Source organism: Ruegeria arenilitoris (assembly GCF_013032445.1).
Taxonomy (GTDB): Bacteria; Pseudomonadota; Alphaproteobacteria; order Rhodobacterales; family Rhodobacteraceae; genus Ruegeria; species Ruegeria arenilitoris_F.
Map to the genome: position 1 here is coordinate 358858 of NZ_WQCA01000002.1, position 18824 is coordinate 377681.

Below are 18824 nucleotides of genomic sequence, written 5' to 3' on the forward strand. Positions count from 1 at the left end.
TTCCTTTCCTTGCTTGGCATGATCCCAAATTAGGAAAGGGTGTTCGGACGTTTAACTCCGGATCGTTCGTGAAATCTTGCAGATCGTTCAGAACCGGGTTTGATCAGTGCATCGACCGATAGGCCGCCGGGGACAAGCCGATCTGCTTTTTAAACACGCGCGAAAACGCGGCCTCGGAGGCATAGCCGACCTCGGCCGCCGCATCCGCCACGTTCCAGCGGGCCTCAGTCAGACCGTGGCAGGCGATCTGCATCCGCCAGTCGGTCAGGTATTGCATCGGCGTGGTGCCCATCTTCTCGACAAAGAGCTGCGCGAAAGCGGTGCGCGACATTCCGGCCTCACGGGCCAGCGTCTCGACACTCCACTCTTGCGCCGGAGACTGATGAAAAGCGGTCAGCGCGCGGGAAATGCGGGGGTCTGCAAACCCGGCCAAAGCGGACTCGCTGGGGCTTTGATGTTCCAAATGGGCGCGGATGGCTTGCGCAAACAACACTTCGGACAGTTTCAACGCGATCAGGTCTCCGCCGATGCGGGCGCCGCTGACCTCCGACCCGATCATGCGCAGGGTGGCCTCGATCCAGGCCCCGGCCTCCTCTCCGTAGTTTTCGATCAGAATGTAAGGCGGCAAGCGGTCGATTAGCATATGTCCGGTCCCTTGCCGCCCCGGCGGTCCGGTGAACGAAAAATGACCGCAGATCAGTTGGGTGTCGCGGCTCTTGTCCTCCCCGCCATAAATCAGCACGCCATCGCCCTGATATCCGGCTTCGTCCAACACCTGCTCAAGCGGCAGCGCGTCCGTCGGTTTGACCTCGTTGCACAGCAAGGCATGGGCCGCGCCATGCGGGATCAGGATCAGGTCACCTTGCTTCAAACGCAAGGTTTCACCTGTGTTAGAGACTGACACCTTCAGCTCACCCCGTTGAACGAAGTGAAACCGAGCCACGTTTTCGAAGGCAGGGACCTGAACGCCAAAGGGCGGCGTGAAAGAGGTACGGAAATAGAATGTGCCGCGCAGAGACAGGCGGGTGAGGATATCGCTGAGCAGGTCCAACATGGGGTAAACCTAACCCCGACGGCGCATTCGTCCAGCCACCTGAACGATCTGCACAAAATCTTGAACGGCAGGCAAAGAAAACCCCCGCTCTTGGCGGGGGTTCCAGAAAACGTCGGTCGCTTGGGTCAGGCGCGGACCAGTGCCTCATACTCGGACGCGATCTCGCGGGTCAGGTCTCCGACCTCGAAGGTATAATCGCCGATCTGCCCGACCGGAGTGACCTCGGCCGCGGTGCCGGTCAGCCAGCACTGTTCGAAATCGGCCATCTCTTCGGGCTTGATGCGGCGTTCGTGGACGGTGATGCCTTTGTCTTTCAGCATCTGTATTACGGTCTGGCGGGTGATACCGTTCAGGAAGCAATCGGCCAGAGGGGTATGCACCTCACCATCCTTGACGAAGAAGACGTTGGCGCCGGTCGCTTCGGCCACGTAGCCGCGCCAGTCCATGAACAGCGCGTCCGAGCAGCCCTTGGCCTCAGCCTTGTGCTTGGAAATGGTGCAGATCATGTAAAGACCCGCCGCCTTGGCGTGGACCGGGATGGTTTCGGGGCTGGGGCGTTTCCATTCCGCGATATCCAGCTTGGCGCCCTGCATCTTGGCGTCGCCGTAATAGGCCCCCCACGGCCAGACAGCCACGGCCATCCGCACCGGGTTCTTGGCCGATGCGACACCCATATCTTCGCCCGAGCCGCGCCAGACCAGCGCACGCACATAGGCGTCCTGCAACCCGCTGGCTTTCAGGGCTTCTTCCTTGGCGGCCTCGATCTCATCCACCGAATAGGGCATCGGCATGTCCAGTGCCTCGGCCGAGGCGATCAGACGCTCCGAATGCTCGCGGCTTTTGAAAATCTTGCCGTTATAGGCGCGCTCGCCCTCGAATACCGAGGACGCATAGTGCATCGCATGGGTCAGGATGTGCACATTGGCCTCGCGCCAGGGCACAAGTTTGCCATCCAACCAGATGGTGCCGTCACGATCATCATACCCCGCCATGCGAAACCTCCAGCCTTGGGTTGAATTTTCCGATTGTTGCGCCAATTAAGTCCGATGCGGACATAAAGTTGCGCAGAAACTGCGATTCGATACCTGTCCACTCTTGGAATGTCAACAACGCTGACATAAACTTGGAACGAGTAACGAATGAGGCATACTATGTCGGATACGCGTCCCGCCCAAGTCTTTGGCGGTGAAAGCTTGTTGTTTTTAACCGACGAACAGCTTCGGCAGGGGATCGAGGCGATGTTTTTCGCATATCGCGGTTTCACCGCGGACCCCGATCGCATTTTGACGCAGATGGCTTATGGCCGGGCGCATCACCGGGCGATTCATTTCATCAACCGCGCGCCGGGCACCACGGTGAACAACTTGCTGGCCATTCTTGGGGTGACAAAGCAGTCTCTGAACCGGGTGCTGCGGACTCTGATTGAGGACGGTCTGGTCGAAAGCCGCGTGGGTACGGTGGACAAGCGCGAACGGCATTTGTTTCTGACCGAAAAGGGCAAGGCGCTAGAGGCCAAGCTGTCCGAGGCCCAGCGCGTGCGGATGCGTGCAGCATATAAGGACGCGGGCCCCGAGGCCGTGTCAGGATTTCGTAAAGTGCTTGAAGCGATGATGGATACTGATATGCGTCATGCTTACACGAAACTGCGGGATACCACCTCATGAGCGAAATGGACGCCCATCTGCTGATCGTTGACGACGATGAGCGTATTCGTGATCTGCTCAAGAAGTTTCTGATGCGGAGCGGTTTTCTGGTCACCGCTGCCCGGGATGCGGCACACGCAAGGCGGGTGTTGTCGGGGCTGGATTTCGACATGATCGTGCTGGACGTGATGATGCCCGGTGAAGATGGCGTGAGCCTGACCCGAACGCTGCGCGAAACCCATACCACGCCGATCCTTCTGCTGACCGCACGCGGCGAGACCGAGCACCGGATCGCCGGGCTTGAAGCCGGAGCGGATGACTACCTTGCCAAGCCGTTTGAGCCGAAAGAGCTGCTGCTGCGGATCAATGCGATCCTGCGGCGGATGCCGGAAACGCCGGCGCAGGACACAGCGACCAAGATTCTGAACCTCGGACCAATCCGGTATGACGTGGAACGCGGCGAAATGTGGCAGGGCGAAGAGCCCGTGCGCCTGACCGCAACCGAGAGCCAGTTGATGAAGATTTTCTCGGCCCAGCCGGGGGAGCCGATCAGCCGTGCCAAATTGGTTGAGGATCTGGGCCGCGATAAGGGGCAGGCGCAGGAGCGCGCGGTGGACGTCCAGATCACCCGCCTGCGACGCAAGATTGAACAAGACCCGAAGCAACCTCGGTATCTGCAAACAGTGCGCGGCGCCGGATATATGCTGGCACCGGATTGATTTGGCCGCTGCGCGGCGATTTTATGCCTTCGGCGAGGATTTTTTAGCCAGATGAACAGGGGATTCCGATGAAAACTGCCCTTCTGACTCATGCGGATTGTTTGGGGCATGTGACGCCGGACGGGCATCCGGAACGGGTGGCGCGTTTGGAGCACATCCTGCACGCGCTGGAATCGCTGGACCTGAACCGGGTGACGGCCCCATTGGCGGCGGATGACGATCTGTTGCGGGTGCATCCGGAAAGCTACATCCGCGATATTCGCAGCGCCCGCCCGGCGGAGGGGTTTGCCCAAATCGACGGGGACACGTTCATGTCTCTGGGTTCGGTCGATGCGGCCTATCGCGCCGCCGGGGCTGTGGTGCGGGCAGTGGATATGGTGCTGGGCGGCGAGGCTCCGAATGCGTTTTGTGCCATCCGCCCGCCAGGGCATCATGCCGAGACCGACACCGCCATGGGATTCTGCCTGTTTGGCAATGCGGCGCTGGCGGCGAAACATGCGTTGGATCATCATGGATTGAAGCGGGTCGCGGTGGTGGATTTCGACGTGCATCACGGCAATGGCACTCAGGACCTGCTGTGGGAAGAGAAGCGCGCCCTGGTTATCACCAGCCAACAGATGCCATTGTGGCCCGGATCCGGACGTCCGGACGAGACCGGTGCTTTTGAGACTGTTCTGAACATCCCTCTGTCGCCGGGCACTGGCGGGGCGGAGATGCGCGCGGCTTATGAAACACAAGCCTTCCCGCGTCTGCGGGCTTTCAAGCCTGAACTGATCATCATCTCAGCCGGGTTCGACGCGCATCAGGACGATCCTCTGGCCAATCTGAACTGGTCCACCGGCGACTTTGCTTGGGTCACTGCCGAGCTGTGCAAGATCGCTGATGAGCTGTGTGGGGGACGTATCGTCTCGACTCTGGAAGGCGGGTATGATCTGAACGCACTGGCCGAGGCCACCCGCGCCCATGTGGAAGAATTGATGAAGGCAGCCCGATGACCGATACCCCCGTTGATCAGATGACATTCGAACAGGCGATGAAAGAGCTTGAGGCCGTGGTCGGCCAGCTGGAGCGCGGCGACGTGGCGCTGGACCAGTCGATTGCGCTGTATGAGCGCGGGGCTGCGTTGAAAAAACGGTGCGAGGATGAGCTGAAAAGGGCCGAGGAAAAAGTGGCTGCGATCACTCTCGACGCCAATGGTCAACCGACCGGGACGACGCCTGTCGAAGGTCAGTAAATGTTTCGCGAAAAGCTAGCGCAGGATGCGGCGCGGATTCAGGACCAATTCGATCTGGTTCTGGGCGCGCTGGACGATCTGGATGTGACCCGAGCGATGGCCTATGCCACCGAAGGCGGCAAGCGGCTGCGCGGGTTTCTGGTGCTGGAAAGCGCGCGCCTGCATGGCGTGGACGCGGGCCGTGCGATCTGGCCTGCGACGGGGATTGAGGCGCTGCACGCCTATTCACTGGTGCATGACGACCTGCCCTGCATGGATGACGATGACCTGCGGCGCGGGCGTCCGACCGTGCATGTGAAATGGGACGAAGGCACCGCCGTTTTGGCGGGTGATGCGTTGCAGACGCTGGCCTTTGAGCTGTGTACCCGGCCCGAGGTCGGCACTGCCGAAGTCCGCGCGGACCTGGCCCTGACACTGGCCAAAGCCAGCGGGTCGCAAGGTATGGTGCTGGGTCAGGCGCTGGATATTGCGGCGGAATCGGCGGAGGCTCCGCTGACGCTGGAGGAAATCACGCGCTTGCAAGCGGGCAAAACCGGGGCTTTGATCGAATGGTCGGCTTGTGCGGGGGCTCGGCTGGCGCAGACCGATCCGGACCCCTTGCGCCAATATGCCCAAGCCCTTGGGCTTGCTTTTCAGATCGCGGATGACATCCTTGATGTGGAAGGTGATGCCGAAAAGGCCGGAAAACGACTGCAAAAGGATGCCGAGGCTGGCAAAGCCACGTTTGTATCCTTGCTGGGTCTGGCTGCGGCCAAGGCCCGCGCTGTAGAGCTGATCGATCTGGCCTGCGCTGCGCTGGATGGGTACGGTGCTTCGGCTGAAACCTTGAAGGACGCCGCCCGCTTCGTTATTGCCCGGGACAGCTAAGCCAGGAACGCGCCAAATGTCTGACCGCCCGAACACGCCCCTGCTGGACCTTGTGAACCGCCCTGCGGACCTCAAGCAGTTCTCAGATGCGCAGCTGCATCAGGTGGCGCAGGAATTGCGGGCCGAGACGATCTCGGCCGTGTCCGTCACCGGCGGCCATCTGGGCGCTGGTCTGGGTGTGGTCGAATTGACTACCGCGCTGCATGCCGTCTTTGACACCCCCCGCGACAAGATCATCTGGGATGTCGGCCACCAATGCTATCCGCACAAAATTCTGACCGAACGGCGCGACCGTATCCGCACACTGCGTATGAAAGACGGCCTGAGCGGTTTTACCAAACGCAGCGAAAGCCCTTATGACCCGTTTGGCGCAGCGCATAGCTCAACCTCGATCAGCGCTGCGCTGGGCTTTGCTGTGGCTCGCGATCTGGGCGGCGTGACGACGGAGGGACTTGGCGACGCAATTGCTGTGATCGGCGATGGCTCGATGTCTGCAGGCATGGCCTTTGAGGCGATGAACAACGCGGGGCATCTTGGGAAACGCCTGATCGTCATCCTAAACGACAATGAGATGAGCATCGCCCCGCCCGTTGGTGCGCTGTCCAGCTATCTGTCGCGGATTTACACCGAGGCCCCTTTTCACGACCTGAAAGCCGCCGCCAAAGGTGCGGTCTCGCTGCTGCCCGAACCGTTCCGCGAAGGCGCGAAACGCGCCAAGGAAATGCTTAAAGGCATGGCCGTGGGTGGCACGTTGTTCGAGGAACTGGGCTTTTCCTATATCGGGCCGCTGGACGGTCATGACATGGAGCAACTGCTGCCGGTTCTGCGAACGGTCAGGGCGCGGGCTACCGGTCCGATCCTGATCCATGTGCTGACCAAAAAGGGTAAAGGCTACGCCCCCGCCGAGCAGGCCCGCGACAAAGGTCATGCGACGGCCAAGTTCGACTTGGTGACCGGCAAGCAGCACAAGGCGCCATCCAACGCGCCGTCTTATACCTCGGTCTTTGGCAAGACGCTGGTCGAAGAGGCCGGACGCGATGACAAAATCGTTGCCGTCACCGCCGCGATGCCAGATGGCACAGGGCTGAGCCTGTTTGCAGAACGCTACCCCTCGCGCTGTTTTGACGTAGCGATTGCGGAACAACACGGCGTAACTTTCGCTGCCGCACTGGCGGCCGGGGGGATGAAGCCATTCTGCGCGATGTATTCCACCTTCCTGCAACGCGGCTACGATCAAGTCGTGCATGACGTCGCCATACAACGCCTGCCGGTACGTTTCGCCATTGATCGTGCGGGCCTTGTGGGCGCCGACGGAGCCACCCATGCTGGGTCGTTCGACATCGCCTATCTGGCCAACCTGCCCGGCATGACCGTCATGGCCGCCGCAGATGAGGCTGAACTGGTGCATATGGTCGCCACCGCCGCGGCCCATAACGACGGCCCCATTGCCTTCCGCTACCCGCGAGGAGAAGGCGTTGGCGTCGACCTGCCCGAACGCGGAGAGGTGCTGGAAATCGGCAAAGGCCGCGTGATCCAGACCGGAGCGCGCGTGGCACTGTTGTCCTTTGGCACTCGTCTGGCCGAGGTGCAGAAGGCCGCTGAGGCGCTCTCGGCCAGGGGCATCACCCCCACCATCGCCGATGCCCGCTTTGCCAAACCGCTGGACCGTGAGTTAATCCTTGATCTGGCGGCCAACCATGAGGCCCTGATTACCATCGAAGAAGGCGCGGTTGGCGGGTTCGGCAGCCACGTGGCACAACTGCTGGCGGATGAGGGCGTGTTTGATCACGGTCTGAAATACCGTTCGATGGTGCTGCCGGATATCTTCATCGATCAGGCCAACCCGGCGGATATGTATGCTGTCGCGGGCATGAACGCCGAACAGATCGAAGCCAAGGTGCTGTCGGTTCTTGGCGTGACAACCATCGGTGAAAAACGCGCCTGAGTCAGTTCGGGGCGGCGCGTGCATCGCCGCTCAGGCCCGCTTACGGCCAAGGTCGGAAAAGCAACGGCAGCTGTTGTGCAGGTTGAAATCCCCGTAAGGTCGTTTTGCATCCGTGTTCAAAACTCTTCGTTTACCTGCGATTTTGGGGGTGAGTCATTGTGAACACAGGATTAAATCGCTTTTCCGGGTGGTATTTCTGCCTGCCGAAGTTTCTGCTAGAGGTTAAAAAACAAAAACTCCACCCTTGAGCAGGCGGGCGGATGAGAAACACGATCGCTGCGTTGGCGGCACTCATTCTTATGAGTCTTCCGGCGACATCAAAAGAGATTCAAATTGGCAACGACCCCGGCGGTCGCATCATGGATCGGATGGTCCAGATAGAAATCGCCAATCGAACCGACGTGCAATTCCAGATTATCGGAGACTATTGCAACTCCAGTTGTACCATGCTGCTGGGCGCGAAGGATGTTTGCGTATCATCCGAAACGATTTTTGGGTTTCACGGCCCTCACAGGTTGGACCGGAAAAAAATGTCGACCGATGAATTCGACAGGAAAAGTGTAACGCTCTCAAGTTACTTCCCAGGCCCGGTCAGCAGCTGGTTCATGTCCAAAGCAAGATTTGCAGGTCCGGGTGAGCTGCTCTTTGTATCGGGAGAATACCTGATCGGTCTCGGAGTGAAGGAGTGCGTATGAAGCACAAAGGCGCACCTCTATTCGGAGCACGAGGTTAGCACCAAGTATTTCTTAGGCAATTGTGGTGCCTCCAGAGGGCATCTAATCCTTGTTTCAAGATGTTTCATCGTATCCCAAGAAATCACGAAATAATTGATTTTCGGTGGTTTTACTATGTCACTGTGTTCCACTGTGCCCCAACCTATACTATATGTATTGGGTGGGTAGAGAGGTGGATGAGTGTCACGCCCTCTAAACAAGCTCAGTGCTGCAACTCTAAAGTCGGCGTCGCCGGGGAAGCTCTCTGACGGCGGTGGGCTGTGGTTCCATCGACGTGTGGACGGCGGGGCGCAATGGTTTCTCCGCGTCACTGTCCACGGGCGTCGGCGTGAAATGGGCCTGGGCTCATATCCTGAGGTATCACTTAAGGAAGTTCGCCAACCCCATGCAAAAGGCCCATGCGGCTCCAAGATGCACTGCAACGTCGAAACGCACTGGTCTTCCTTGCAAAAATCCGGCGGTCAAAGGCTGGACAGTATGCCGGATGCACGCCGCAGGAGGCGGGCACGGTCCCGGTAAGTCCAACCCGGCCTACAAGCATGGTATGCGCAGCCGGAAGGCCCAAGCAGTGAGAAAGGCCATTAATGAGCATGTGCGCATGGTTCGTGAACTGCAAAGACAGTTTGGCCAATGAGGCGGCGTGGCCCTGCAGTCGCCCTCTGCGGGGGGGGGGAAATAGTGTTTAAAGAGGCGCTAGAAGGTGCGGGCAAAAGTCCAACCCTCTGGCACCATTTCTTTTTTCATCAGGAAACGAAGAGTCGCCACGTCTCGAATTAGCAACCCTCGATTGGAGAGAATGCCTGTTTTAAATCAACCGGTTTGCCAAGGTTCCGGGCCAGACGTCCGTCATTCTCTCTCCAATATGTACGCTTCTCGTAAAAGGTTTGATTGCCAAATCCCTTGGATTTTCCACTTAGGCAAATGTAAGAATCGCTAAAGTCATCAAAATAACTTACGTCATCGAATGCGAATTCTCGCGATTTGAAGCCTTCTCTTTCGCGCGACGGAACCACCGAGTTTTGATCAACGACTTCAACGCCACCGACGACAACCTTTGCTGAAAGGTTGATTGCAAAGGGAGAGTCGTTCTCAACTAAAACCAAAACCTTAGTCGCGCCAGTTTGCATACTACGTTTAATATCGGGGTCGCCGTGAAAGCGGACCCACATCGGAACCGCTTCAGCAATCTTTTGTGTATCTTCGGAGATTTCGAACGTGTTTTCAGCGGTGTTAAGCGTGTTTTCAGCTGTTTTCCGTGTGTTTTCAGCAGTCTGAGCCGTGTTCTCAGAAATGTCTGAGAGATCCGCTCTAGCCTCAGTCAACAGCTGTTCGAAGCCCACAACAGCTTCGGCAACTTTGGCCGGAAAAACAAATGCGTAAACCGCTGCGAACAACGCACAAACTTCAGCAAAGCTGGCCCCAAAGCCAATGGCCCGCTCTAGGTGCGGAAATCCCGAGAAAATCTTCTTCATTTTAATACTGATGCCCGCCTTCGTTCGCCCTATAGGTGTTTTCTCAACCTTTAGAAGAGTTTCGGTAGGATTAGAATAGCCACTACAAAAAGTGCTCTCTGCTAGCTATTGGTCGACCGCTTGCGACCACGACCGCGCAAGTTGCCTTATCGTCTAGCCATGTTGCGCCGTGTGAAGTCTGGCACGTGGGTATGCCGGTGGTGTGGCGACGAGCTTCCCGACTATCGCAGAACGGACGCTCAGTATTGTTCTGAGGGATGCAGAAAGCGGGCCGCAAGGAAGCGACGTTTAAAGCAGAGCGAAGTGGAGGACGTTTTAAATGTGGTTGTTCCGTCGCCTACGCGCCACCAAACCAAGTCCAGTCAGGCCGACGAGAAACAAGGAAAGTGAGGCGGGAAGCGGAACGGGAGCTATCTCAGTTTGATAGGTGTAAACCTTTAAATCTGTAACTTTTAAGCTGGAGTCTACCAGACCACGACCAGATAAGAGGAAAGAAAGTATTCCGTCAGTTACTTGATCCTGATCCCAAGTCAGAAACAAATCCAGGTCGTTAATTTTTGATCCTGGGTCGAAATAAGCAAGTGTGCGACCGTCAAGTAACACTTCAAACCAGTCTTCTGGCCCCAAATCCATGTCAGAAATCGAGAAACCCAAGGCTCCATAATTGCTTAAATTCCCAATTGTTCCGCCCCAATATGCGTCTGAACCTTCGTAAAGCAGACCGCCGGAGGGTTCAAAAAGTACATTTGCGAAAAATGGATCAATGAAATCTATGTCCTCAACAACGAAATCAAATACGATTGACTTCAATACTTGGTTTTCAACTAACAAAGGCCGATTAAATCCACCCATTTCCAATGCGCTTGGGTCCCTTATGGACTCAACATAAGTGTCAAATATTTCTGTATGTTCTAGGTCTAAGAAATAACCGCCGTTAATTTCCGCACCGCTTATTGCTTCACCATATGCATCTAATAGGTCACCGTAATAATTCTCGAATCGTTCCACCTGCGCTACTGTGGCCGCTAGCTGGTATTGCTCTGGCCTAAGAACGTCATACGGGCCAAAAAGAACATTTGTCGGGGCGTCTAGCACAGTAATCTGAGATACATCGGCACCTAGTCGCTGCAAATTTGGTGCGATGGTGTTGTTCAATGCGCTACCGTAAGAGTGACCAACAAAATGTATCTGCTGGTCATAATCCGTTCCCCCGATTGTCTGAAACAGGCTGTCACTTATCGAGTTGCCAACATCATAAATATCTCCAATTGGGCTAAGTAGCCCCCCTGAGGATAAAGATGCCCTAAAAACAAATGCGGCTTCCCATGTTACCAGCAAGACATTGAAGTCTGGATAGTTTGCTTTGATGTTGTTGTACGCACCCTCCAACTGCTCCACATCAAATGGGTTTCCAGTGTACAAATACTGTCCACCAAAACTGGGCTGACGCCCGTGAACAAACGCTACCGTTGGTTTGTCCCTCTGGAAGTTAAGAGTGTCACCACCAATCGCATACTCGGTAGAACTGGGTGGCGGTGACGAAGGGTCACCAAAGTTCGAAGAGGGTTGAAACATCTCGCCGCCACCGGGCTTACCGCCACCCGATCCGCCGCCAGGACCGCCGCCGCCATCTCCTGATGACCCCGAGGACCCTCTACTTTCAATCGCGTTCGTCAGAGATATCGCTGTTCGGTCATCCGATTCACTAACTTCATCAATAGTATTAATTAAATTCAGGTTGACGGTTTCAGCAGTAGCAGGGTTAAAATTGAGAAAAAGCAGTCCAATTGCACCCGCGCTAAACAAAAGATTATACATCTAATTCACCACCTACTTACTTTAATCACCCCAACTACGCTAAATTGAAACGCTGTTTCGCGTCCATGTCGGTGTCGCCAAGCTAGTTAATGGCAACTTTCGGAGATTGACGAAAACCTGATGCGCTCGGAACTTACGCCGACGCAGATGTCAGAGCATTTGGCAAAACGAAAGGAACTTTGGACGGCGCGTGAGATACTGCGCGGAATCCGCGCGAAACTCCTGGTCGGCCAAAAGGTTTTGCGGCTGAAACGGCGGAGGTTGCTGGGGTCGACAAGCGAAGGGTTCAAGAGGCTGTTTCCCGCGCCGAGGGCGTCACACAGGAAGCCAGAGTACGCGGAGCGGCTGAAGTCCAAGGTGGGGCCAATTGTTCCACCGCGTCACAATTATGGGATCAGCCTACATTTAGCCGCAGAGGCCTCAAATATGCCCGTCAGGCACATTTGGCGGTATCAGCGTGGCGTCCCGACGTCAGACGCTTTCGCGGCCCTGTGGGGCGTTCATTCCGTAGCGGCGGGTGCTGTTTCCGTATCGGCAGCCGGTGCGGTTTCTTCGGTAGCTCCGTCGTCGCCTGACCCCATCATGATGAAGACCAAGACAACGACAAGGATCGCAATTGCAATTATCACATAGTTTTTGTTCATATCTATTCTCCCAGTGCGGTGAACGGATCGAACAGCGGCTGACACCTATAGCTTCAAGCCGTCCTCAGCTTCACAGGTGCCGTGATTGAAAGCTGTTCGTATTGATCGACCGCCGACAGATATTCTTTGAGCTGTTTGCCTTCGTCTGTGTCTGGTTCAGATCCCCACAAGTATTCGATTTCCCGCAATGCGGCACGGTACTCGGTCGGGGTGCGGACAATGCTCATGGCAATACCTCAAAGAATAAATCAATGCCGGGTGTTTACCTGAAAATGCGTGATTCTGATAGTTGGCTTTTGGGCCAAGAACATTGAGCGGGTCGCCATAGTCCGCAACATGGGACAAGAAGCATGATATGAAACTAAGCCGTTTGTTAGAGAGATTGCCCGACCTCGCCAGTCGAAACGTGATACCGCAGGGGGCAATAGATGAGGTGCGCTTATTCGCGCTGGGGGCCTTCAATAGTACAGTTTTGGAACTTAACCGGGTAGTTGAAGTGGTAGAGGGACTCAGAGAACATGTAGGCCAACCATTTGGTTTGCATCCGTGTGCCTTTACGCTCGACTACTCCACGATGGAAGATGATGGATTATCGAAACCAGCAACTTTTATAGAGGTAGTGAGACCACAATCGGATGGCGCTGTATACGTCAGCCAGTTTTTCGCCCTCCCCAAGCGGCTACACTTTGTAAATAATTTCCTATTCAGGCACGGCCCTGATGGTACGACCGCCATCATTACGCCGACGTCTAGTCAGTCGGAATCTCCTAAAGAACGGGCCGCAATTTCCAACTACCCACTTGCGATTGCAGTGCTCATTACTCGTGGTTGCAGCGTGGATCTCAAGCGCGCCCCAAGTGTAGTGAACGCAAGGCGTCGGCGACTTAGTAAAACCCCGATTCCAGCACATTACAATGTCGATGCGGGGGAGTACCTCTCTGCTCTGGGATCGGAGCTTACTGACACTGACAACGGTGGAACTCATGCGAGTCCGATCCCGCACCTAAGACGAGCTCACGAACGCGTACTATCGAGTGGCAAGCGCGTTTGGGTTTCATCTGCCTTGGTGAATGTGCGCAGCGAAGGCGACATAGCATTTGTTGAACGTCGCAAAGCCTATGAGCGGGCCTAAGGCAGGGCCAAAGCGGAACTCCCCACTTTGGGACAAATCTGGAAAGCTTCGCGCTGCGGAGGCGCGCTCATCTATGTAGCAATGTAGCAGGCCCTAACTTCCGAAAACGTTTTTTGATTTGGGAGATTGATGAAAACCTGATGCGGTCGGAACTGACGCCGACGCAGATGGCTGAGCATTTGGCTAAGCGAAAAGAGCTTTGGGCGGCGCGTGCAATTTCCCGACAAGTTGTCTCGAAACCCCGCGGAGGTCGCCCGAGTGAATTTGCCTCTGAAACGGCAGAGGTGGCCGGAGTTGACACCCGCACTGTTCAGCGTGCTGTTTCCCGTGCCGAGGGTGTCACGCATGAGGCCAGAGACGCCATCAAAGGCACTGAGCACGACAAGGGTGTTGTGCTGTACGGAATGAGGGCGCGCTTACCATAAGCACGCCCCAGTCTCAGGGAGGATAATGAAAATACTGCGCTCTCAAAAACACCGTGAACGCCAACTCGATAACTGCAATCAGTATTGACGGATCAGGCGCGGCAGTCAGTGATGTGGGTTACACAACTTAGGCTTTCCGTGAAATCCAGAGCCTGCTCTGAGAACGCAAGTGCCTCCCAAATTCAGGCAAGCTACTGAATTAATAGAGTCAGTAGCAGGCTGATTGACCTGCATACATACCAAGACCTGCCCCTGCTGCGGTTGCCAGGGTTTTGCCAGTTCCGCCGCCGAACCGGTTTCCGACCACTCCCCCGAGTGCAGCGCCTCCTAGGACACCAGCAGCACAGCGAGCGTCATGCTGCACCTGAGCCTGAGTTGGCGTCGTCGGTGCCCCACATGCAGCTAAGAGCAGTGAACCGCCAAGCGCGCAGGCTATCAATACCTTCTTCATATCGGTTGCCTTTCGAATTACCAAATGAGTCACCTAACTAGGTGGCTCTCGGCAGAATTCTGTACAAGGCTTCAGCGTCTACGTAATTTGAGATTAACCATATCTTAATGAAATAAACCCCAGGTTAAGTTCCTCAGAGCAAAGTTATGAATCGCCATCACCTAATTAGGTTACACGAGGCATCCCCTAAGCTTCTGGCCACCCCATAAAGGTGGATATAAGGGTGGACGAAAATAGATACAACTTGTATACTGCGCTGTAATTTAGAGATATTTTTTTATTAAGTGGTGCCTCAAGAGGGACTCGAACCCCCGACCTTGTCCTTACGAAGGACCTGCTCTACCAGCTGAGCTATTGAGGCAAGCGATGGTTCGTTTAAACGGTCAGAATAATACGCGCAAGTCTCGATCTTTGTGATTTTCATCTACAGTTTTATTGGTGCCTCACGTTTCCGCACCCTGATCTATTGGCCAGTCTGTGAAGATTTTGTGACGGTGTGGATTCCTGATTGCCACATAATCTTTATTTCTATATTTCATGAAATATGATAGAACAGATAACTGACCAACTTGCCATCCTCGGCCACCCGCTGCGCATTTCAGTGTTTCGCATGTTAATGCGACGCTTTCCTGACACTGTGCCCGCAGGAGAGCTGGCGGCAGAGCTGGATATCAAAGCCAGCACCCTCTCGAACTATCTGAACGCACTACAGCGTTCGGGGTTGGTGACGCAGGAACGGTCGGGAACGTCCCTGCTCTACTCGGTCGATATGAAGAACGTGCAGCACATGCTGGATTTTCTGGTCCTCGATTGCTGCCGTGGCCGCCCTGATATTTGCATGCCTTTCAGCCAAGGAAATGACACCATGACGGACCGCAAATTCAATGTACTGTTTCTGTGCGTGGGCAACTCCGCCCGCTCGATCTTTGCCGAATCGCTGCTGCGCGAGCTGGGCAGCGATCGGTTCAACGTCTATTCTGCCGGAACCCAGCCGACATCGGCGCTCCATCCCTTTGCCGTGCAGGTGTTGAAAGACAAGGGGCACGACACCTCGGTGCTGCGCTCGAAACACATGTCCGAGTTTGCCGCGCCGGGCGCGCCGGACATGGATTTTGTCTTTACCGTCTGCAACCAGGCCGCCAACGAAGAATGCCCGGCGTGGGAAGGCCAGCCGATCAGCGGTCATTGGGGCATGGTGGATCCGGTCAAGGCCACCGGCACCGATGCCGAGAAAAGCCTGGCCTTCCAGAACGCCTATGGCGCGCTGAAGCGTCGGATCGAGGCCTTTACCTCTCTGCCGGTCGAAAGCCTTGATCGGATCGCATTGCAAACTGCTGTCGATGACATCGGCAGGACGTCACTTGAGGACACGAAATGACGACTTACGCTGTAAACGGCCTGGGCCGGATGGGAAAACTGGCCCTGAAACCGTTGCTGGAGAAGGGCGCAAAAATCGCCTGGATCAATGACGGGGTTGGCAACCCCGAGATGCATGCGCATCTGCTGGAGTTCGACACGGTGCATGGTCGCTGGGATGCCGAGTTTTCCCACGACGCGGAAAACGTCACCATCAACGGCACCCGCCTGCCCTTTATCGGCACCAAGAACCTGAACGACCTGCCTTTGGATGGCGTGGACGTGGTGATCGACTGTACCGGCGTTTTCAAGACCGAGGCCAAGCTGGCTCCTTATTTCGAGGCGGGGGTGAAAAAGGTTGTTGTCTCGGCGCCGGTCAAGGACGGCCCCACCGCCAATATTGTCATGGGTGTGAACGAAGACGTCTATGACCCGGCCACGCATCACATCGTGACGGCGGCCTCCTGCACCACCAACTGTCTGGCCCCGGTGGTCAAGGTCATTCACGAAAACCTCGGCATCCGCCACGGCTCGATGACCACGATCCACGACGTGACCAATACGCAAACCATCGTGGACCGCCCGGCCAAGGACTTACGGCGCGCGCGCTCAGCACTGAATTCGCTGATCCCGACCACCACCGGCTCGGCCACCGCGATCACGCTGATCTATCCCGAGCTGAAGGGCCGGTTGAACGGCCACGCAGTGCGGGTGCCGTTGCTGAACGCCTCGCTGACTGATTGCGTGTTCGAGGTTGAACGCGAAACCACCGTTGAAGAGGTCAATGGCTTCTTCAAGGCTGCCGCCGAGGGCGAGTTAAAGGACATTCTGGGCTATGAAACCCGACCTCTGGTGTCGACCGATTATACCAATGACGAACGGTCTACGATCGTCGACGCACCCTCGACCATGGTGGTGAACGGGACGCAGGTAAAAATCTATGCGTGGTACGACAATGAGATGGGCTATGCCCACCGTCTGGTCGATGTCGCGCTGAAGGTTGGGGCCTCGCTGTGACCACCCGGCCCGAAGGACTGTCGGCCTATATCGCGGTCACGGCGGCCTATTGGGCCTTTATGCTGACCGACGGGGCTCTGCGTATGTTGGTGCTGCTGCACTTTCATACGATGGGGTTCTCGCCGGTTCAGTTGGCATATCTGTTTGTTCTTTATGAAATCGCCGGTATGGGGACCAACCTTGCAGCGGGCTGGATTGCGGCGCGGTTTGGGCTGACTTCGACGCTCTACGCGGGGTTGGCGTTGCAGGTTGGGGCACTACTTGTTCTGACCCAATTAGACCCTAATTGGGCGATTCCGGCCAAAGTTGCCTTTGTGATGATCGTGCAGGGGGCCAGTGGCGTGGCCAAGGATTTGGCCAAGATGTCTTCGAAATCCGCCGTGAAACTGCTGGCGCCGACCGAAGGCGGCGGGCTGTTCCGCTGGGTTGCTGTTCTGACCGGCTCGAAAAATGCCGTCAAAGGCTTGGGCTTCCTGTTGGGGGCCGCTTTGCTGGCGACGCTGGGCTTTGTGTGGGCCACGCTGGCCATGGCGATTGTACTGGCGGTCATTTTGGTTGCCGTCATCCTGTTCATGCCGCCGGGCCTGCCCAAGGGGCGCAAGGGTGCGAAATTCTCTGAGGTTTTCTCGAAATCCTCCAACGTGAACTGGTTGTCGGCGGCACGGGTGTTTCTGTTCGGCGCGCGCGACGTGTGGTTTGTGGTCGGCATACCGATCTATTTCTACGCGGTGCTGTCCGACGGCACCGAGGAGGGCAACCGCGCGGCCTTCTTCATGATCGGTACCTTCATGGCCGTCTGGGTGATCCTTTACGGAGCCGTTCAAGCCAGCGCGCCCAAAATCCTGCGTGCGTCCGAGCGCACCGAGGGCGACCTGATCCACGCCGCCCGCAGCTGGGCCGCCGCCCTGTTTTGCGTTCCGGCAGCGTTGACGATAGCGGCGCTGGTCTCCCAAGGGCCGCAGACATGGCTAACTGTCACGCTGGTTCTGGGCCTGTTGGTGTTCGGGGCGATCTTTGCGGTCAATTCCTCGCTACATTCCTACCTGATCCTGGCCTTCACCAAATCCGAGCGGGTGACAATGGATGTGGGGTTCTATTACATGGCCAACGCAACGGGCCGCCTTGTGGGCACCGTGCTGTCTGGCCTGACCTATCAGATCGGCGGGCTGCCTTTGGTTCTGGGCACCGCGGCCGTCATGGTCGCGCTGGCGGCGCTTACCTCGAGCAAACTGACCGATCAAACGACTGAGGCATACTCATGAGCATTTTCGAACGCTACCTGACCGTCTGGGTCGCATTGGCCATGATTGGCGGAGTTCTGATCGGCCTCGCCGCGCCCGGGCTGGTCGGGTTGATCGCCTCGGCTGAGGTGGCCAGTGTCAATCTGGTGGTGGCCTTGCTGATCTGGGCCATGGTCTATCCGATGATGGTCGGCGTTGATTTCGGCGCGGTCGCGGGCGTGGCGCGCCAGCCCAAAGGGTTGATCGTGACGCTGGTGGTCAACTGGCTGATCAAGCCCTTCACCATGGCGCTGCTGGCGGTGCTGTTTTTCGACTATGTCTTTGCGCCGTGGATTCAGCCCGAGGATGCCGCGCAATACACTGCCGGTCTGATCCTGCTGGGCGCGGCCCCCTGCACCGCGATGGTATTTGTCTGGTCACAACTAACCAAAGGAGATGCGATCTATACGCTGGTGCAGGTCTCGGTGAACGATCTGATCATGGTCGTGGCCTTTGCCCCTATCGTGGCCTTTCTGCTGGGCGTCACCGATATCTCGGTCCCGTGGCAAACACTGGTGCTGGCAACCGTGCTTTATGTGGTGTTGCCCCTGATTGCCGGGCTGATCACGCGGCGGAAACTGGGCTCGCAAGACGCCATTGATACGTTTTCGACCCGGGTGAAGCCGTGGTCGGTGCTGGGCCTGATTGCCACGGTGGTCATCCTGTTTGGCCTGCAGGGGCAGACGATTTTGGCCAAACCGCTGGTGATTGTCCTGATCGCCGTGCCGATCCTGATCCAAAGCTACGGCATCTTCGCCCTGGCCTACGGAGCAGCCTATGCGTTGAAAGTCCCCCACCGTATCGCCGCCCCTTGCGCCATGATCGGCACGTCGAACTTCTTTGAACTGGCCGTCGCCGTTGCCATCAACCTGTTTGGCTTGAACTCAGGCGCGGCGCTGGCAACTGTGGTTGGCGTTCTGGTCGAAGTGCCGGTGATGTTGTCACTGGTGGCCTTTGCCAACCGCACCCGTGCCCGGTTTCCCGAGCCCACCGGGGTCGACGCGCTGGATGCGGGAAAACTCAATCCCTAGCG

21 protein-coding genes and 1 tRNA gene are annotated in these 18824 nt (G+C 56.8%); 14 read left to right on the top strand and 8 right to left on the bottom strand.

What is annotated here, in order from left to right; all coding sequences use genetic code 11:
* Positions 1 to 103: 103 nt before the first annotated feature.
* A complete protein-coding gene (locus GOW98_RS04170; RefSeq protein WP_170329800.1) occupies positions 104 to 1054 on the bottom strand; it encodes an AraC family transcriptional regulator in 951 nt (316 codons plus the stop codon).
* A 125-nt stretch (positions 1055 to 1179) separates the two neighbouring features.
* A complete protein-coding gene (locus GOW98_RS04175; protein WP_170329801.1) occupies positions 1180 to 2046 on the bottom strand; it encodes a branched-chain amino acid aminotransferase in 867 nt (288 codons plus the stop codon).
* 159 nt (positions 2047 to 2205) lie between these two features.
* Here GOW98_RS04175 and GOW98_RS04180 point away from each other — a divergent pair, with 159 nt between their 5' ends.
* The 8 genes from GOW98_RS04180 to GOW98_RS26170 all read left to right on the top strand — a co-directional run bounded on the left by GOW98_RS04180 (position 2206) and on the right by GOW98_RS26170 (position 8715).
* A complete protein-coding gene (locus tag GOW98_RS04180) occupies positions 2206 to 2718 on the top strand; it encodes a MarR family winged helix-turn-helix transcriptional regulator (RefSeq protein WP_170329802.1) in 513 nt (170 codons plus the stop codon).
* Positions 2715 to 3416, top strand: coding sequence for a response regulator (locus GOW98_RS04185; RefSeq protein WP_170329803.1), 702 nt, complete (start codon positions 2715 to 2717; stop codon positions 3414 to 3416). Before GOW98_RS04180 ends, GOW98_RS04185 begins: the two co-directional genes overlap by 4 nt.
* Positions 3417 to 3484: 68 nt before the next feature.
* Positions 3485 to 4411 carry a histone deacetylase family protein gene (locus tag GOW98_RS04190; RefSeq protein ID WP_170329804.1) on the top strand — a complete coding sequence of 309 codons (927 nt, stop codon included), beginning with the start codon at positions 3485 to 3487 and terminating at the stop codon, positions 4409 to 4411.
* Positions 4408 to 4650 (top strand): exodeoxyribonuclease VII small subunit, encoded by a 243-nt coding sequence (locus GOW98_RS04195; protein ID WP_058272726.1) that lies wholly within the window; start codon positions 4408 to 4410, stop codon positions 4648 to 4650. The genes GOW98_RS04190 and GOW98_RS04195 overlap by 4 nt, the downstream gene beginning before the upstream one ends.
* Positions 4651 to 5517, top strand: coding sequence for a polyprenyl synthetase family protein (locus GOW98_RS04200; RefSeq protein WP_170329805.1), 867 nt, complete (start codon positions 4651 to 4653; stop codon positions 5515 to 5517).
* A gap of 16 nt (positions 5518 to 5533) precedes the next feature.
* Positions 5534 to 7462 carry a 1-deoxy-D-xylulose-5-phosphate synthase gene (gene dxs / locus GOW98_RS04205; protein ID WP_170329806.1) on the top strand — a complete coding sequence of 643 codons (1929 nt, stop codon included), beginning with the start codon at positions 5534 to 5536 and terminating at the stop codon, positions 7460 to 7462.
* Positions 7463 to 7722: 260 nt separating this feature from the next.
* Complete coding sequence (locus GOW98_RS04210; protein ID WP_170329807.1) at positions 7723 to 8157, top strand: hypothetical protein; 435 nt, start codon at positions 7723 to 7725, stop codon at positions 8155 to 8157.
* 219 nt (positions 8158 to 8376) lie between these two features.
* A complete protein-coding gene (locus GOW98_RS26170) occupies positions 8377 to 8715 on the top strand; it encodes an Arm DNA-binding domain-containing protein (RefSeq protein ID WP_367646799.1) in 339 nt (112 codons plus the stop codon).
* 254 nt (positions 8716 to 8969) lie between these two features.
* Here the strand turns inward: GOW98_RS26170 and GOW98_RS04215 are convergent, their stop codons facing one another.
* From GOW98_RS04215 to GOW98_RS04230, 4 genes are all read right to left on the bottom strand, one after another.
* On the bottom strand, positions 8970 to 9668 hold the full coding sequence (locus GOW98_RS04215) for a hypothetical protein (protein WP_170329808.1): 699 nt from the start codon (positions 9666 to 9668) through the stop codon (positions 8970 to 8972).
* A gap of 315 nt (positions 9669 to 9983) precedes the next feature.
* Positions 9984 to 11486, bottom strand: coding sequence for a hypothetical protein (locus tag GOW98_RS04220; protein WP_170329809.1), 1503 nt, complete (start codon positions 11484 to 11486; stop codon positions 9984 to 9986).
* A 500-nt stretch (positions 11487 to 11986) separates the two neighbouring features.
* Positions 11987 to 12130: a hypothetical protein gene (locus GOW98_RS04225; RefSeq protein WP_170329810.1), complete on the bottom strand. Its 144-nt coding sequence runs from the start codon at positions 12128 to 12130 to the stop codon at positions 11987 to 11989.
* Positions 12131 to 12183: 53 nt separating this feature from the next.
* Positions 12184 to 12357, bottom strand: a complete 174-nt coding sequence (locus tag GOW98_RS04230) for a hypothetical protein (RefSeq protein WP_170329811.1) — start codon at positions 12355 to 12357, stop codon at positions 12184 to 12186.
* A 128-nt stretch (positions 12358 to 12485) separates the two neighbouring features.
* On the opposite strand from GOW98_RS04230, the gene GOW98_RS04235 reads away from it, so the two are divergent.
* Both GOW98_RS04235 and GOW98_RS04240 read left to right on the top strand, forming a co-directional pair.
* Positions 12486 to 13262 (top strand): hypothetical protein, encoded by a 777-nt coding sequence (locus GOW98_RS04235; RefSeq protein ID WP_170329812.1) that lies wholly within the window; start codon positions 12486 to 12488, stop codon positions 13260 to 13262.
* 113 nt (positions 13263 to 13375) lie between these two features.
* Entirely contained in the window at positions 13376 to 13687 is a 312-nt protein-coding gene (locus tag GOW98_RS04240) for a hypothetical protein (RefSeq protein WP_170329813.1), read from the top strand.
* A 208-nt stretch (positions 13688 to 13895) separates the two neighbouring features.
* On the opposite strand, the gene GOW98_RS26000 is transcribed toward GOW98_RS04240, so the two are convergent.
* Both GOW98_RS26000 and GOW98_RS04250 read right to left on the bottom strand, forming a co-directional pair.
* A complete protein-coding gene (locus GOW98_RS26000; protein WP_170329814.1) occupies positions 13896 to 14138 on the bottom strand; it encodes a glycine zipper 2TM domain-containing protein in 243 nt (80 codons plus the stop codon).
* A 285-nt stretch (positions 14139 to 14423) separates the two neighbouring features.
* A tRNA-Thr gene (locus GOW98_RS04250) sits at positions 14424 to 14499 on the bottom strand.
* 183 nt (positions 14500 to 14682) lie between these two features.
* Between GOW98_RS04250 and GOW98_RS04255 the strand changes: the two genes are divergently transcribed.
* From GOW98_RS04255 to arsB, 4 genes are read left to right on the top strand one after another with little or no spacing between them, the layout of a single operon-like run.
* Entirely contained in the window at positions 14683 to 15516 is an 834-nt protein-coding gene (locus GOW98_RS04255; RefSeq protein ID WP_170329815.1) for a helix-turn-helix domain-containing protein, read from the top strand.
* Entirely contained in the window at positions 15513 to 16511 is a 999-nt protein-coding gene (locus GOW98_RS04260) for an ArsJ-associated glyceraldehyde-3-phosphate dehydrogenase (protein ID WP_170329816.1), read from the top strand. The genes GOW98_RS04255 and GOW98_RS04260 overlap by 4 nt, the downstream gene beginning before the upstream one ends.
* Positions 16508 to 17773, top strand: a complete 1266-nt coding sequence (gene arsJ / locus GOW98_RS04265; RefSeq protein WP_170329817.1) for an organoarsenical effux MFS transporter ArsJ — start codon at positions 16508 to 16510, stop codon at positions 17771 to 17773. The genes GOW98_RS04260 and arsJ overlap by 4 nt, the downstream gene beginning before the upstream one ends.
* Positions 17770 to 18822 (top strand): ACR3 family arsenite efflux transporter, encoded by a 1053-nt coding sequence (gene arsB, locus GOW98_RS04270; protein WP_170329818.1) that lies wholly within the window; start codon positions 17770 to 17772, stop codon positions 18820 to 18822. The genes arsJ and arsB overlap by 4 nt, the downstream gene beginning before the upstream one ends.
* The last annotated feature ends 2 nt before the right edge of the window (positions 18823 to 18824 follow it).